This window comes from Corynebacterium ammoniagenes DSM 20306 (genome assembly GCF_001941425.1).
Taxonomy (GTDB): Bacteria; Actinomycetota; Actinomycetes; order Mycobacteriales; family Mycobacteriaceae; genus Corynebacterium; species Corynebacterium ammoniagenes.
Genome location: NZ_CP009244.1, coordinates 1866836 through 1882079 on the forward strand (window position 1 = coordinate 1866836; position 15244 = coordinate 1882079).

The 15244-nt window shown below is 55.9% G+C and carries 14 protein-coding genes; 4 read left to right on the forward strand and 10 right to left on the reverse strand.

Annotated features, from left to right (window positions below):
- Positions 1–271: 271 nt before the first annotated feature.
- From CAMM_RS08490 to typA, 7 genes are all read right to left on the reverse strand, one after another.
- On the reverse strand, positions 272–826 hold the full coding sequence (locus CAMM_RS08490) for a GtrA family protein (RefSeq protein WP_003848531.1): 555 nt from the start codon (positions 824–826) through the stop codon (positions 272–274).
- A gap of 160 nt (positions 827–986) precedes the next feature.
- A complete protein-coding gene (gene dapC, locus CAMM_RS08495) occupies positions 987–2108 on the reverse strand; it encodes a succinyldiaminopimelate transaminase (RefSeq protein ID WP_003848529.1) in 1122 nt (373 codons plus the stop codon).
- Positions 2109–2133: 25 nt separating this feature from the next.
- A complete protein-coding gene (gene fdxA / locus CAMM_RS08500) occupies positions 2134–2457 on the reverse strand; it encodes a ferredoxin (protein WP_003848528.1) in 324 nt (107 codons plus the stop codon).
- Between the two features lie 51 nt (positions 2458–2508).
- Positions 2509–2901, reverse strand: a complete 393-nt coding sequence (locus CAMM_RS08505; protein ID WP_003848525.1) for a hypothetical protein — start codon at positions 2899–2901, stop codon at positions 2509–2511.
- Positions 2891–3868, reverse strand: a complete 978-nt coding sequence (locus CAMM_RS08510; protein ID WP_003848523.1) for a PIG-L family deacetylase — start codon at positions 3866–3868, stop codon at positions 2891–2893. Before CAMM_RS08510 ends, CAMM_RS08505 begins: the two co-directional genes overlap by 11 nt.
- 61 nt (positions 3869–3929) lie before the next feature.
- Positions 3930–5726, reverse strand: a complete 1797-nt coding sequence (locus tag CAMM_RS08515) for an ABC transporter family substrate-binding protein (RefSeq protein ID WP_003848521.1) — start codon at positions 5724–5726, stop codon at positions 3930–3932.
- A gap of 6 nt (positions 5727–5732) precedes the next feature.
- The gene (gene typA, locus CAMM_RS08520) at positions 5733–7643 is read right to left on the reverse strand and encodes a translational GTPase TypA (RefSeq protein WP_003848519.1); all 1911 of its coding nucleotides are present in this window, start codon (positions 7641–7643) and stop codon (positions 5733–5735) included.
- Positions 7644–8036: 393 nt separating this feature from the next.
- Here typA and CAMM_RS08525 point away from each other — a divergent pair, with 393 nt between their 5' ends.
- The 3 genes from CAMM_RS08525 to CAMM_RS08535 all read left to right on the forward strand — a co-directional run bounded on the left by CAMM_RS08525 (position 8037) and on the right by CAMM_RS08535 (position 10390).
- Positions 8037–8798 (forward strand): Rv1157c family protein, encoded by a 762-nt coding sequence (locus CAMM_RS08525; protein ID WP_040356005.1) that lies wholly within the window; start codon positions 8037–8039, stop codon positions 8796–8798.
- Position 8799: 1 nt separating this feature from the next.
- Positions 8800–9336, forward strand: a complete 537-nt coding sequence (locus tag CAMM_RS08530) for a ribonuclease FAU-1 family protein (RefSeq protein ID WP_075761543.1) — start codon at positions 8800–8802, stop codon at positions 9334–9336.
- 112 nt (positions 9337–9448) lie between these two features.
- On the forward strand, positions 9449–10390 hold the full coding sequence (locus tag CAMM_RS08535) for a DUF808 domain-containing protein (RefSeq protein ID WP_003848513.1): 942 nt from the start codon (positions 9449–9451) through the stop codon (positions 10388–10390).
- Here the strand turns inward: CAMM_RS08535 and zupT are convergent.
- Positions 10387–11187, reverse strand: a complete 801-nt coding sequence (gene zupT, locus CAMM_RS08540) for a zinc transporter ZupT (protein ID WP_040356113.1) — start codon at positions 11185–11187, stop codon at positions 10387–10389. The two genes, CAMM_RS08535 and zupT, sit on opposite strands and share 4 nt — an antisense overlap.
- A 63-nt stretch (positions 11188–11250) precedes the next feature.
- Between zupT and CAMM_RS08545 the strand changes: the two genes are divergently transcribed.
- Positions 11251–12156 carry a hypothetical protein gene (locus CAMM_RS08545; RefSeq protein WP_050759880.1) on the forward strand — a complete coding sequence of 302 codons (906 nt, stop codon included), beginning with the start codon at positions 11251–11253 and terminating at the stop codon, positions 12154–12156.
- On the opposite strand, the gene selB is transcribed toward CAMM_RS08545, so the two are convergent.
- A complete protein-coding gene (gene selB, locus CAMM_RS08550) occupies positions 12153–13928 on the reverse strand; it encodes a selenocysteine-specific translation elongation factor (RefSeq protein WP_003848510.1) in 1776 nt (591 codons plus the stop codon). The two genes, CAMM_RS08545 and selB, sit on opposite strands and share 4 nt — an antisense overlap.
- A complete protein-coding gene (gene selA, locus CAMM_RS08555; RefSeq protein WP_003848508.1) occupies positions 13929–15233 on the reverse strand; it encodes an L-seryl-tRNA(Sec) selenium transferase in 1305 nt (434 codons plus the stop codon).
- Between the last annotated feature and the right edge of the window lie 11 nt (positions 15234–15244).

Consider the following 15244-nt stretch of genomic DNA (forward strand, 5'->3'; position numbering starts at 1 on the left):
TGCCCCGCCATCACATTTCACCCAAGCCGCGTCAAACGAGCCCTGGCTGCCTCAGTCCCGCCTGCCCTCAGCACAAGACCCACGCTGACACTCAGCACAGCTACAGCGGCTATTACAAGCGGCAACAAGCTGTACCTGCGCCACGTGCCCGATGTGTGCCCAATGGCGGGGCGTGCAAGCGATGGACGGGGTGGCAGCAATACAAAGCGCGCTGGGAGACGATTATCTTCGTCGGCCAGCGCGCGGTATTACTTAACGTGCGGTGTGGGCATTAGCTCGGCGTGGTATCGCTCACGATAATTGGCGTGGCTGGGCGGGAGCGGAATGTCCACAGCTTATTGATGATGAAGTTAATGGGCATGGAGACGATGATCGAAATCGCAGAGGCCCAATAGAACTTGGTGCGGAACCCGGTGGAGTCATCGAAGATCTCCGGGGAAAGCGCAATCGGTGAGTTCACATTCATCAATAACGTGGCCACAACCTGGCTGACCAAAAAGGCGCCAATTCCGGTGAGCAAGAAGGGAAAGAAACCACGCAGCCAGGAAATCCGCTGGGCTTCTTTAAAAGTCCACATGCGGTTGAGTTGATAATTCCACGTATTGGCGACCAGGAAAGCAATGGCCATAAAGACGTGGTACCAGCGAATATTGAACTGGGTGCCAAAAAGGTTCAGGAAGACGTCGTGCTCGGTAATATCAGCTGACCACGTGGCAATCTTCTTTGACAGGTAGACCACGAGCAAATTGATCACGGTGCCAGATCCGCCCACGAGTCCGAAGCGGATGAATTGCCCCATGTTTGTTATGAAACGAGCTACCGTCATGCTCTTGAGTAACCCTTCTGTGTGGACAATTCTTCTAAACTACATACGACTTAGCGGTTAACATAAGTTAACCGCAGAAAGTCATTAAAGTTTAGCGCACTTATAACGCGCTCACAGTCTCTACACGGCGGCAAATAACTGTGAGCTCTCCCCTAGTTGGCTAACCAGCGTTACGCTGGCCGGCGGCGGCAAGGCGCGCACAGGCGGCATCGACACGCTCATCCGTGCCGTTGAGCCCGACGCGAATAAACTTCTTGCCCACCTCGCCGTAGAAATCACCCGGGGCAACGAGAATGCCTAGCTCAGCTAACCAGGCAACATCCTCGCGGCAGTCATTGCCACTGGTTGCCCACAAATACATGCCGGCTTCGGAATGCTCAATGCGAAATCCAGCTTCGCTCAACGCACGCATCAATTTCGCGCGGCGAAGCGCATAGCGCTGGACTTGCAAAGCTTCCGTTTCATCATCGCTCAGCGCTGCGGCCATCGCAGCCTGGATCGGTCCTGGAACCATCAAGCCAGCGTGCTTGCGCACTTCCAAAAGTTCAGCGATAAGGTCGGCATCGCCCGCGAAAAAGCCGGAGCGATACGATGCCATATTCGCCGACTTCGACAGCGAGTGCATGGCAATTAGACCAGTCATATCACCATCGGTTACGCGCGGATCCAAAATCGATACCGCCGGGTGGTCATCATCCCACGCCAGCGCCATGTAGCACTCGTCAGAAGCCACGATGGCGTCGTGCTCGCGCGCCCACGCGACAATCGCGCGAAGCTCCTCCACGCCTAAAACTGCCCCAGTGGGGTTGGACGGAGAGTTGATAAATACCAGGGCAGCATTGCCGAAATCTTCCGGCTTATCGGCACGAATGATATCCGCACCGGCAATTTTCGCACCGACTTCATAGGTCGGGTACGCAACAGAAGGAATAACCACGCTCTCCCCGCGCAGCCCCAGCAAGGTTGGCAACCAGGCGATGGCCTCTTTGGTACCAACCACGGGCAAGACTGCACGTTCGCTAAGCCCCGTAATCCCGTAGCGTCGCTCCAGCGCACTCGAGATGGCCTCGCGCAGCTGCGGGGTACCCGCAGTTTGCGGATAGCCCGATAACCCAGCTGCGGAAGACAGCGCTAATTGCACTGACGGAGAAACCTCATCTACTGGGGTGCCCACAGACAGGTCCACGATTCCCTCTGGGTGTCTATTGGCCTTCGCTTTGGCCTCGGCCAGAGAATTCCATGGGAAATCTGGTAGAACGCTGCCCAGCGGGGTACGTGCCATGGTTATTAATCTCCTTGTTGAAAAACTAATCCTGGTTTTGCGGCGGCAACGCAGCAATCATCGGCACGTCAAAGTCTTGCGGGCCAAGACCTGCGGCACCACCTGGGGAGCCGAGATCATCAAAGAACGCAGCGTTGGCGTCGTTGTATTCCAGCCACTCGTCTGGAACATCATCTTCATAGAAGATAGCCTCTACTGGGCAAGCTGGTTCACATGCGCCACAGTCCACACACTCATCAGGGTGGATGTAGAGCATACGCTTGCCTTCATAGATGCAATCTACTGGGCATTCTTCAACACAACTCCGGTCGAGGACATCGACGCAGGGTTGAGCAATGGTATAAGTCATGGGGTATTTTATCTCCTGAAATCCGGCACTATCCAGACAATTATCAGTATGTCACTTCGACACTACTAATGGCCAAACACCACCTATTATCCCGGCAAAAAGCAAGGCGACGGTGCGAATATTACTTCCCAGCCATTGATCGCCAGTTGTTGAGCCAATGACAAGAAAAGCAAAAAATCCGACCACCCACACGGCCAACGGGATGGCAGCGATAAGTGGGTTCGGACTCCACAGGCGCGCGGTTTTGGTCAATACTTTATTAAACCACCAACCAATCAGAATGGTTAATGGAAAAGCGATGCGCATCCCGCTGGGCATAGTGATATACGCGCCAAGGTAGACCACTTCCAATACCAGCGATAGCGCCGCGCCCACACTGAGCCAAATAAGGCCGCCGATAGCTTCTGCGCGGGAGAATTCAAACGGCACAAAGCTACTGCTCATTAAAAAGTACCTTCCAGGCCTCACCGGTTTCCGGGCTGTGCTCAGCCACGTGCGCACCAGTATTATCAGCAGCCACGTCGGCAGGCAGCGGGTTATTCTCGCCGTTGCTGCGTTGCAAATACTCCGCGCGAATGACCGGCATGACCAAGTTATTAGACAAGGCATAGGCCACCGGAGCCACAGCAGGGTCAGCACACACCGCCCAGCGCGGTTCCGGGTTCGTTTCAGTGGTTACGCCATTGCCCACCCACACCTGGGTCGGGTGGGCAGAAATACCAGCGACCTTGGCATCATAGGCAGCATCAGACAGCGAGACCTTAAGGTCATAGGCAGCATTGGTGAAATTCAGCAGGTAATCATTATCCGGCTTCTCCCAGCCTTTGGCAGGAGTAATCGATTCCAAAGCACCAAAGATGGCTTCGCGCTGATAAATCGTCCACCAAATATTATCTATCCCCGCAGCTTTACACGCGCGCTCGGTAGCTTGATGCACCGCGATGTGGTCGGGGTGGCCGTAGCCACCGTCTGGACCATAGGTAATCACCGCATGAGGCTGAAAGCTCGCAAGGTGCTTTTCGATGCCCCGTGCCGCCTCGTCTACGTTATTGACCAAAGCACGAGGATTCTCGTGCGCGGGAGAACCTGCCATTCCTGAATCACGGAAATGACCTGGTGCGACTAGGTGCTCGCTGCGCGCGCCAATAGCACGTGCGGCATCTTGGAGCTCGCGCACACGGAACCCGCCCAACAGGTCCTGTCCCGCTAAGGCTTGGTAGCGCTGGCCGATTACTTCGCCTTCTTCGCCCAAAGTTGCGGTCACTAATAAAACATCAGCACCCTGCAGACTAAGCTCAGCGATAATGCCCCCGGTAAACAGCACCTCATCATCAGGGTGGGCATGCACGACTAACACGCGCTTTCCCGCCAGCGTGGTGCTCGTCGTATTGTGCAAATTCCGCTGATTCATTTTTCAACCTCTCCCATTGCTACTGCGCTAGACCCCCATTATGCGTCTTTAAATAGTGCTTTTAAAGATCGCTTTCCATCTCATCAAGTTCAGCTAGAGACCCGCCGCCACGATTGGTATCAAAAGCGCGGATACGAGTTTCATCGATAAGCGGCAAATACAACGCTTGCTCGCTGTTGATATGACGAATAAGACCCAGGCCTTCTTGCGCGCTTAACTCTCCCGATAAGATGCTGTCAGCCCAGGCTTCGTACTCGTCCCCGCACGCCAAAGAAAGGTTACCTGACCACATCTTTTGTGCTGTATCAGTGTTTTCTTCCGGCGCCTCGGTCGCTTCGGTATGAGAGGTCTCGGTGCTAGATTCCTCAGTACTCGACTCCGCAGTGGCGCTCTCCGACGCAGCGGAGCTTTCGGTGGTTTCTGCTTCAGAAGCTTCGTCTGTCTGACAGGTGAAAAAGCTCGCCATATTCGCCGCGGTCAGCGAGGTATCAACCCCTGAGATCACCGCGTCCACTTCGCCTTCGGGCAAAGACTCGCCCACGATGGTGGTCATGCGGTTTTCCACCACGCTGGCTTCAATGCCTTGATTGCGCAGCATATCCACCATGGTCATCGCAGCAATTCCTGCAGCAGGTTCCGTCGGGTCTACCCCAATGCGCAGTGGTGATTGTTCACTGACAGCCCTGAGCGCCGCAATGTCTTGCTCAGTCGCCGAACCCATTAATGGATTGCCGCCATACGGTACGCGAAGATCCACGGAGCGTTCTGTGGCCAAGCGCGCAAGTTGTTCGGAATCAATCAAAGACATCATCGTCCGGCGCAATTGTGGAGTGGTTAAAGCTTCCGATTGCGTCGAGAGGTTCAACCGCAGCTGGCGTGTGGGGTGCACTGTTTCCGTGCTGATATCGCCCACCAAGCTGAGCTGTTCTTCCAGTGTTTGCGTCGGCGCAATATCGACAAAGCGCACTTGATCGGAGCGCAATAGATTAGCGGCCTGCGAGGTCGAGCGAATCGCGCGCAGCTGCACGACATCAATCTTGGCGGGATCATTGCCCCAGAAACGATCATTGCGGTTGAGCGTAATGAGCCCACGTGCTTGGTCGATACTGGCCACGCTGAACTTGCCTGCGGAGGCCGGGATATCGGATTCCAACACCCGGTCGAATTGCCCGGATTCTAAGAGATGCGACGGCAGCAGGTGGGTAAAAAGCTGGTGCCAATCTTCCACGCGGGTGGACAGATCCACGGTGACAATGCTGCCGCCGGCCGAGGTGGTGATCTTTGAGATAGCGCGATAAGGAGCGACGTCTCGCACTCCTGGCGTGGAGACCATTTCTTTCCACAAATAGTCAAAATCGGCACCGGTAATCGGGGTGCCATCAGACCACTGCGCACCCTCTTTGATGGAATAACGCAAGCGCTGGGCGGTGCCCGACGGAGCGTCTACTTCCACTGCCGAGTGCAACATATCAGTATCGAGGAAGTTGCCATTGAAGGCCGAGGGGAACACGAGGTTCGCTATCGAATCGACCAGCTCCGAGCCATCAGCAACGAGGTGCGGGTTAAAGCCCAGCTGGAAAGGAGCAATACCCACTGAAATCGCAGAGCGCTCAGTGCCGTCTTCTACTTCCCCGCTGGCAGGATCTTCGCCCTCAGGAGCATCGCCGTCTTGGGCGTCCTCGCCTTGACCACTGGCCTCGCCATCGCCGCTGGACTTTTCGTCCGCGGGGGCGTCGACCTGGTCTTCGGGTTCATCAAGAGTCGGAGCAGGGCCCGGATTAGCCATGCAGCTAGCCAGCAACGCCGCGGTGAGAACCACGGACGTGCCGGTAAATCGTTTTAACCCTGCCCGACGCATGACTGACTACTTGTTAAGCTGCTTCGCCTTCGATGCCGCACGACGGCGATCAGCAGAGGACAAGTGCAACTTGCGCACGCGCAGAACATTTGGTCCTACCTCGACGCATTCATCATTACCACAGAATTCCAGGGCCTCTTCCAAGGACAGGTTGCGAGCCTTCGACAAGGTCACGGTCGCATCTGCGGAAGCTGCACGCATATTGGTCAGCTTCTTTTCCTTGGTGATGTTGATGTCCATGTCTTCATCGCGGTTATTGGCACCAACGACCATGCCTTCGTATGCTTCTACGCCAGGCTCGACGAAGAAGTCACCACGATCCGACAGCTGCATCAGTGCATAAGCGGTGATCTGACCGGAACGGTCAGCAACCAAAGAACCGGTAGGACGAGCCTTGATTTCACCAGCCCACACGTCCAGGCCATCGGCCAAGGAGTTAGAAATGCCGGAACCACGGGTTTCAGTCATGAAAGTGGTGCGGAAACCGATCAAGCCACGCGCTGGAATACGGAAGGTCATGCGTACCCAGTTGCCTTCGCGCACGTCCATGGCCTGCATCTGGCCCTTGCGGTTTGCCATCAGCTGAGTAATAGCACCCTGGTATTCGCTCGGAACATCGATGGTTACCATTTCATAAGGCTCATGAACCTTGCCATCAATAACTTGAGTAACAACCTGTGGCTTACCCACGGTCAGCTCAAAGCCTTCACGACGCATGGACTCAATCAGAACAGACAAAGCCATCTCGCCACGGCCTTGAACTTCCCATGCGTCAGGGCGCTCAGTAGGCAGAACGCGCAGGGACACGTTACCGATCAATTCCTGATCCAAACGAGCCTTGACCACACGTGCGGTCAACTTGTCGCCGCCGCCTTGGCCAGCCAATGGTGAGGTATTAACACCAATGGTCATGGAAATAGCAGGCTCATCGACCTTGATGCGTGGCAATGGAACTGGGTGCTCGGTATCGGCGATGGTATCGCCAATCATGATGTCGGAAATACCAGAGATAGCAACAATATCGCCGGCGATAGCCTCTTCGGTGGGCTGGCGTTCGAAACCGACGGTGCGCAGCAACTCTGCTACCTTGACGTTTTTGACGTGCTGTTCACCTTCGTCATCGTAGTGAATCCACGCAACCTGCTGGCCCTTCTTGATGGAGCCAGACTTGATGCGCAGCAACGCGATACGACCCAGGAAGTCCGAGGAGTCCAGGTTGGCAACGTGCGCCTGCAGTGGTGCATCGACCTCTGCCGATGGTTCTGGCAGAACGTTGTAGATGACATCGAAAAGCGGCTGCAAAGAGTCACCTTCGGGGACATTTGCATTGCCCGGGTTCTCCGTCGACGCAACACCCGCGCGGCCAGAGGTGTACAGCACTGGCAGGTCCAGCAGCTCTTCAGCAGCAGCCGCAGCGTCTTCGTCTTCGAGGCCTGCAGCAATTTCCAGCAGCAGGTCTTGTGCGTCAGAGACGACTTCTTCAATACGTGCATCGGGGCGGTCGGTCTTGTTAACCGCGATGATCACGGGAAGCTTGGCTTCCAGTGCCTTGGTCAGCACGAAGCGGGTCTGCGGAAGGGGGCCTTCCGAGGCATCGACAAGCAGCACGACGCCATCAACCATGGACAAGCCGCGCTCGACCTCGCCGCCGAAATCGGCGTGGCCCGGGGTGTCAATAACATTGATGATCAGATCGGCGCCATCTTTACCCTGGCCCTTGCGGTGAATCGCAGTGTTTTTGGCCAAAATGGTAATGCCGCGCTCGCGCTCCTGGTCATTGGAGTCCATGACGCGGTCCGAGTGGTCGCCGTGTTCACCGAATGCGCCGGATTGCTCCAGCATGCCGTTGACGAGGGTGGTTTTGCCGTGGTCAACGTGGGCGACGATGGCTACATTACGGAACTCAGTGGTGGTCACTAAAGGAATCTCCTCACAGAAAAAATAAAAGCTAGCGTCTAAACAGTACTCGCAGTTGCCTATCGATGCACTATTGACGCTCCCCTATGTGACCCATATCCTGCCAAATTGCTGCCAAGATCGACACCTTCACCCCCAGTGGGCCCTAGGCTTCTATTCTTCTGCCACCCCAATGAACCTGCTCCTGGCTGCGGCGGCACGAGCTGCACATTTGGAGTTAAAGCACGTGAGCGGCAGTATGTAACGAATCGGTCTCGATGAGCGAATCAGTAAATAACAATCAACTCAAGGGTTGACTGTGTGCCAAAAGTGAATAGTGTTACAGAAGGTACTTAAGTTACTGATGTTAGTAACGAAACCACAATCACTTCACTACCCCAAGGATGTATCCCTGTGCGCAAGAACCGTCGTTTGGCCTACGCTGCAGCTCTAGCAGCTGCCCTACTCGGTATTGCTACCCCCGCGATCGCACAATCAGGTGCTGGCACACAAGCCGGCGCTGGCGCGCAAGCTGGCGGCAATGCACCCATCAGTGCGGAAACCGCCCGAGGGGTATCCCAAGTAGCTGCCATGAGCAATGTCGCCAACCCACTTGATGAACTTGGCCGCCCTACCCCGGCAACCCAAGCTCAAGTTCGAGATTTTGCTAACCAGCCCTGGGTACCCCGCGATATGCGCAATGCCATTTTGTCAGCGCTCGCCTTTTATTCCGGTCAAGGCGCAGGCGACAGCGGCGTTCCCCTAGTGGAAGGCGGGCCACATTTTGAACAGTTCTACTGGCCTACCGTCTCCGGTAAGTGCATCGGCGGCCAAGGCGATTCTGTAGGTTCTGCGATTGCAGTACCTGGTCCCACAGAAATCCCCGCCCCCGGCGCAAAAGATGGAGAGACTGCCTTTTTGTTCACCGCCCTCGGCACCAGCCCAGCAGCTGAGCACCAAGGCGGGATGAACGTGCAGTGGGTCAATCTCGACACCATGCGCACAGGGATTACCCCGCTGAGCAATCACGGGATCAATCCGGATGGGCCGGCTACATTATCCGGCACGGCATCCACGGGTAAGGGAACCATCGTCGCGATGGTCTCCGGCACGGTAAATACACAAGAACAACCCTGCAACTTTGTGCCCACCGCGGCCATCTACGAGGTGAAATAGTGTGAGCGTGGATCTACATCCCGTGAAGAAGGAAACGTTTAATACCACTGAGCACGTCAACGTCGATCCCAAAGGTTACCTGCGGGAAGTCGATACGTTTCAGGTCACGGACTTTGGGCTTTATATGGCACGCGGTGCTAATCACCCGCGCTTTGGATATTTAGAATCCTGGCTTTTACCGCAACTGAGCCTGCGGGCGAATATCTTCCACTTCCGCGAAGGTATTGATGAACGCCAGGATTTCTATATTGATATCGCCAACATTGACTGCCAAGGCGATGTCTGGACTACCCGGGACCTTTATGTCGACCTGATTTCTAATACCGGTGAACCCATCGATGTCCACGATATTGATGAGCTCTCAGCTGCAACCTCCGCGGGGTTAATCTCCGCGGAGGAAGCCGAGAAGGCCATTGACTCCACGCTCGTTGCGGTGGAAGGAATTACCCGCTACGGCGATGATGCGATGAAATGGCTCAAGGCTCTCGGTATGGAATTGACCTGGGCCGAGGAAGTCGAACTAACGCCCGTGGGCTAGTCGCTCACTAATTTCCGGCACTGTTACCCGGTGCGTGTCCCCTGCGCGCGCTAGACTTTTTCCAAGACTAAAGCCAGAGCTAAACTCTGGACCTTATTTTTGGAGGTACCCCATGGCGGGTGGATTACTTGCCCTGTTAGACGATGTCGCGCTGATCGCGCGCTCCGCTGCGTCTTCTGTTGATGACGTGGCGGCGCTCGCTGGTAAAACCTCCGTGAAAGCCGCGGGCGTGGTTATTGATGATGCAGCAGTAACCCCACAATATGTCCAAGGCGTGGACCCCAAACGTGAATTGCCCATGATTTGGCGCATCACCAAAGGTTCCTTAGTCAATAAGCTCGTCATCATCTTGCCCATCGCGCTACTGCTGTCGTGGTTGGCACCGTGGGCGCTGGGTCCCATATTGATGTGCGGTGGCGCCTATTTGTGTTACGAAGGCGCACACAAAATCTTCCACAAGCTCTTGTCCTCGAAAGAACATGATGAGCAGCCCTCGGTGGATCGCGGCAAAGATGCAGAAGATCGCTTGGTCAAATCCGCCATCACCACCGACCTGATTTTGTCCGCTGAGATTATGGTCATCTCGCTCAATTCCTTAATCGATCAGACCTTTTGGTTAAGACTCGGTGCGCTCATCGCCGTGGCGCTGCTAATTACGATCACCGTCTATGGCGCGGTCGGCCTACTAGTCAAGATGGACGATATCGGACTATCGATGCTCCGACGCCGCGACGGCAAATCCGCGGTGGGCAAAGCATTAGTCCAGGGCATGCCGCATGTTCTCAACATCATTGGTGTGTTGGGCACGGCTGCCATGTTGTGGGTCGGTGGCCATATTATTATCTCCGGTCTGGCGGATTTCGATATCACTGAGCCGGCTGACATTATCCACGGCCTGACCGCGGCGGTACCCGCAGGTTTTCTTACCTGGATAGTCGACACCATCGCCTCGATGATCTTTGGTTTCCTTATCGGCACCATCATCGTCGGTATCATCGCGGCGGTGGACAAGCTCACCCCAGATCGCGCTGAGGACCGGGAGCCTTCGGCTTAAAGAAACAGCAACAACGACACTGCCATGATTGCCATTCCGGCAATGAGGCCATAAATAGCGTGGTGGTGCTTTCCGGTTTCTACTGCTGCTGGCAGAAGCTCATCCAAGCTGATGTAGACCATGATGCCGGCGATCATCGCAAAGCAAATGCCCATCGTGGCCGGTCCCATAAACGGCATGAGAACGAGGAAACCGACCAACGCGCCGAGTGGTTCTGCCAAACCGGAGGCTGTAGCCCACCAAAAGGCTTTGGGGCGGGACATCGTGGCTGCGCGCAGCGGCACTGCCACCGCAATACCCTCAGGGATATTGTGAATCGCAATCGCGACGGCCACGGGAATAGCAATGGTCATATCTTCCAAGCCGGCCAGGAATGTGGCAAAGCCTTCTGGAAAGTTGTGGATGGCTAAGGCACCAGCGGTAAATACCCCGGTTTTCATCAACCGGTTTTTACGCTCTGCCTGCGCGACCGTGCCTGGCTCATGCGGGTTGATGGATTCGGGTACGAGCCGGTCGATGATGCCGATGATGGCAATGCCGGCGAAAAACGCCCCGACGGCAGCCCAATGCCCCGCTTGTGTGGAACCGAAGGCCTCGACTAATTCATTGGTGCCTTCGGGAAGGATTTCCATAAAAGAGACATAGAGCATGACGCCTGCGGACAGCCCCAGGGAGGCGGCTAAGAACCCCGGCCCGGGATTGCGCCTGCCTACTGCGATGGCGCCACCGATAGCAGTGGATAAACCCGCCAGGATGGTCAGGCCAAAGGCGAACAAAATGGTGGAAACCTCGTACATAGGCGTCATAATATCGGTCGCGCTGTTGACGCGCTTCACTACCTCTGGCCTAATATCGATCTCATGCCAGATTATCCCTTGCCCGCACACCACCTTGGGGTCGAACACCTCGCGGTGTTGGACTTTGTGTGCCTCTCTACAACGCTGTCGATACCAGCGCAGACGCAGGTGCCGGTAACGTTGGAGGCGGATAATCGCACCGGTGGATGGCGCATTCGCAGCCTCTTCGGCACACTCGGGTGGCTATCTGCTGAAGAAACAGCAGAATTTCCAGATCTGGAACTGCTTCGCGCCGCTGGCATGACGGCATCAACAACGGCGGAAGTCGATTTGGATGACGTCGCGGTCAACCTCGGGTTGGCACCGTGGCATATCGCGCACAACAACCAGCCAGAAGGCACCGTGCTATTGGCAGGTGGGGTTCCAGCGGCGGTGGATACCTCGATGACATCTGATGTCCAGCAGTCCCAGATTGAAGCGATGGGCACTGCTAGTGTCTTCGTGGAATTTCACCACATCGGCGACGATATCGTCATCACGGTCGATGATTCTGTCTTCGGTCTGCTCGGGCCAGCAGCAGACTATGAGCTACTCGCACAGCTTTTGGCGCAAGCGCCCATTGCGGCGCGTGCCTATATTGCCTCTGGCATGGTGGCAGTAGATTTACCGGCGGATCCCCAACAGCTTTTTGCCCCGAATGTCCCGCCACTTTCGTTTGGCATCAATACCCCGCTTATTCCTTCGCCCCTTGCTCTGGGCGGCGAAGCTGCCGATGAGCTGTTGAATTTCGATCCCGAAGAGTTTGTCGATCCACCACATGCGACCAAACCGGAATCAGCACGCTTTTTCGTCCGGCCTGACTTTGATAACCAGCCCGCGACCGAAGCGTTCCAGGCACTGTTTCACAAAGACCCTGCTACTGACGCAGACGATGCAGACGAAGCTGGCGATGACGGGAAAGAAACCTAAGCCACAACCCGCGTGCTATCGCTGGGGCGCTTTGTAAGGCCGTGTGCGTCCATATATTCCAACAGCGGCACGGCAACACGACGGGTAGTTGCTAGCGCCTTGCGTGCTTCTGACAGGGTAAATTCGCCCGGCAATTGCGCCAGGATTTTAGCTGCTTGCTTTGGCGCGCTGGGAAGCAGCACAATGCCATCGATGCGCAACAGGCGCCCGGCGCGCTCTGCTGCGGCCAGCTCACTAGTGCCAAGGCCTAGTCTTTGCAACGTATGTGCATCGGGAGCTACAAAAGGCTCTTGCGCGAGCTGTGCCTCCAGCTTGGCTACCGCTATTTCTGCCGGACCAAGATCCCGCGGCGCGGCCCCAGGGTCATGGATCATGGCACCCTTTCGGGTCAAACGTGCACCCGCAACGGCAATGGCCAACAGGCTGTCATCTGGTAAAGCAAGCGTCGATAACGCAGTAGCCAATGGCAGACCTTCAGCCAAAGGGTTCTTCGACATGTACGCATCAAAGATTTCTCGTAATTGCGCGGTCCACTGCGCAATAGCTTGAGCATTGACCCACCAGGAGCGAAACTCGATTACAGATGACGGCTTGGTGGCCACGTCGAATCCCGCTGCAGCCAAGGTGTCTTTCGGCACCGCGCTTTTACGGGCGAGATACGACGATGCGTCGCGGGGATTAAGGTTTTGTAATTCTTCCGCGCGTTGCGCTGGTGCCCCACGACGCCGTACCCAAGGCGGATCCATATCAATAACTTCAACGCCAGAAAGAGTATCCAGTCCCGAGCCGCGCAGCGCCAAACGGTCGCTGATCCGCAGCGGCAGGGTGGCCTGCAAGGTTAATCGAGCGTGTTCTGCCCCTAAAGGCCGCACATGCACTGGGACAGTGGCCGTGCCCACGTGGATATTCAGTTCTTTCGGAACGGTATCCAGTGCAGGGCCGGTCCGCCGCCGCACATCGATGACTTCGGGCTGCCACCAACTGCTCACTGCAGATGTCAGAACATCCCCACGAGAGATGGCATCAGCATCCACACCGCGCAGGTTAATAGCTAAACGCATAACGGGCTCAGCATGTTCAACGGCATTGTTTTCGCTATGCAGCCCGCGCACGCTGACTTCATGCACGCCGCTGGCGCTAAGCAGACGTAAGCTATCCCCGACTTTGAGCTGACCCGCAGCCCAAGTCCCGGTTACTACCGTTCCGGCACCTTTGACGGAAAACGCCCTGTCAATCCACATTCGCACGGGTTGTTGCGCAGCTGCTGCCAGTTCATCGTTATCAGGAAGTAAGTTCTCAATCGCGCGGCGCAGCCTGTCCATGCCGTCGCCTGTTCGCGCGGACACAGCATGGATTTCTGCATCCACCAGCGATGTCCCGGCAAGTTTGTCACGCACTGTGGCTTCGGTAATGCGCTGGCCATTGTCCATGCGGGTGAGCACAATGATTCCCCGGCTAATGCCTAGGGCATCAATGGCTTCGAGGTGTTCAGAGGTCTGTTCCTGCCAGCCCTCATCGGCGGCAATAACCAACAAGACCGCAGGTACCGGTCCAAGACCTGCCAAAGTATTAGTGATAAACCGTTCATGACCGGGCACATCCACGAAAGCCACATTGGCGCCGGATTCTAAAGTCGTCCACGCGAACCCGAGGTCAATGGTGAGACCGCGCCGCTTTTCTTCCTGCCAGCGGTCCGGGTCCATGGTCGTTAACGCATTGACCAGAGTAGATTTGCCGTGATCCACATGGCCGGCCGTTGCAATCACATACATTTATTTTTCCTTTTGTTGTGCTGCACGAATCGCGGCAATTACGGTGGCATCATCTTCTGTGGGGATACACCGCAAATCAATCAGGCACTGCCCTTGATGTACCCGGGGCAAAACGGCAGGTTGGCCAGTGCGCAAATGCGGCGCAAGAGACTCTTCAACGGCCACGGCATAACCTTGCAAAGGATATTCCGGAGCACCTCCCCCGCCCACGCGTCCTTGGTGGTTGATAACGGCGCCGCCCACAGCCTGCGCTACTTTTTCAGTGCGTGCTAAATAGGCTGTCGGTTCCAGGTGCAAAGCAGTTTGAACAGCATTGCTCGGGGTATTGACGCTTGCTTCCAGTGCGTTTAATCGCAGCTTATCGATGCGCACTGCCCGCGCCAACGGATGCTTTTTTACCTTGGCAATTGCTTCTTTTGTGCCCAATAAGATCCCGGCTTGCGGCCCGCCCAGTAACTTATCACCGGACGCAATGACAATATCTGCCCCTGCTGCCAGTTGTGCTTGTAAGTCGGGCTCCTCTGGAAGGGTGTGATCAGACTGCAGAAGTCCAGAGCCAAGATCCACAATGAGCGAAATCCCCTTCTGATCCGCCAACTGGCGAAGCGGCCCAATGCCTACCGACGAGGTAAAACCATCAATCCGAAAATTCGACGGATGCACTTTCAAGATGGCACCAGTTTTCTCCGTGATGGCGTTGTCATAATCTGCCAGGTGCGTGCGATTAGTCGCACCAATTTCCCGCAGCCGCACCGAGGTTGATTCAATGAGTTCAGGCAAGCGAAAGCCTGCCCCAATTTCAATCAGCTCGCCGCGCGAGATAATGACTTCTTGCTCTGGTGCGAGCGCCGCCGTCGCCAGCAGCAAAGCCGCTGCCCCGTTGTTGACTACCAGTGCATCTTCGGCACCTGGGCATGCAGCTAATAAGGCTTCAATCGCTGCCCGGCCACGGTTTTTCGAACGCAATCCAGTATCAAGATCTAGCTCAACATCTGTGTAGCCAGCAGCAGCAACCAAGGCATCAATTGCTGCCGGCGGCAAAGGGGCGCGTCCAACATTGGTATGGACGATAACACCAGTCGCATTCAACACGGGTCGCAGTGAGAACGGGGTGGTATCTTGCAGCGCTGTTTCTACCTCGGTCATAACGGACTGCGGTGCAATCTCCCCGGAGCGAGCTGCGCTAAGAATCTGGTTGATGCGCGCGCGGATCACGTGCTCTGCAAGATAGCTGCGGGCATTTTCTACTGCCGGCGACGATAAAATTTCATCAGCGCGAGGAATCAGGCGCCGCGGGTCAGTCATCAAAACTCCTT

Excerpts from the sequence above, each read along its gene's own strand:
- CAMM_RS08490 (WP_003848531.1), bottom strand. The coding sequence starts at position 826 with ATGACGGTAGCTCGTTTCATAACAAACATGGGGCAATTCATCCGCTTC.
- dapC (WP_003848529.1), bottom strand. The coding sequence starts at position 2,108 with ATGGCACGTACCCCGCTGGGCAGCGTTCTACCAGATTTCCCATGGAAT.
- fdxA (WP_003848528.1), bottom strand. The coding sequence starts at position 2,457 with ATGACTTATACCATTGCTCAACCCTGCGTCGATGTCCTCGACCGGAGT.
- CAMM_RS08505 (WP_003848525.1), bottom strand. The coding sequence starts at position 2,901 with ATGAGCAGTAGCTTTGTGCCGTTTGAATTCTCCCGCGCAGAAGCTATC.
- CAMM_RS08510 (WP_003848523.1), bottom strand. The coding sequence starts at position 3,868 with ATGAATCAGCGGAATTTGCACAATACGACGAGCACCACGCTGGCGGGA.
- CAMM_RS08515 (WP_003848521.1), bottom strand. The coding sequence starts at position 5,726 with ATGCGTCGGGCAGGGTTAAAACGATTTACCGGCACGTCCGTGGTTCTC.
- CAMM_RS08535 (WP_003848513.1), top strand. The coding sequence starts at position 9,449 with ATGGCGGGTGGATTACTTGCCCTGTTAGACGATGTCGCGCTGATCGCG.
- zupT (WP_040356113.1), bottom strand. The coding sequence starts at position 11,187 with ATGTACGAGGTTTCCACCATTTTGTTCGCCTTTGGCCTGACCATCCTG.
- CAMM_RS08545 (WP_050759880.1), top strand. The coding sequence starts at position 11,251 with ATGCCAGATTATCCCTTGCCCGCACACCACCTTGGGGTCGAACACCTC.
- selB (WP_003848510.1), bottom strand. The coding sequence starts at position 13,928 with ATGTATGTGATTGCAACGGCCGGCCATGTGGATCACGGCAAATCTACT.
- selA (WP_003848508.1), bottom strand. The coding sequence starts at position 15,233 with ATGACTGACCCGCGGCGCCTGATTCCTCGCGCTGATGAAATTTTATCG.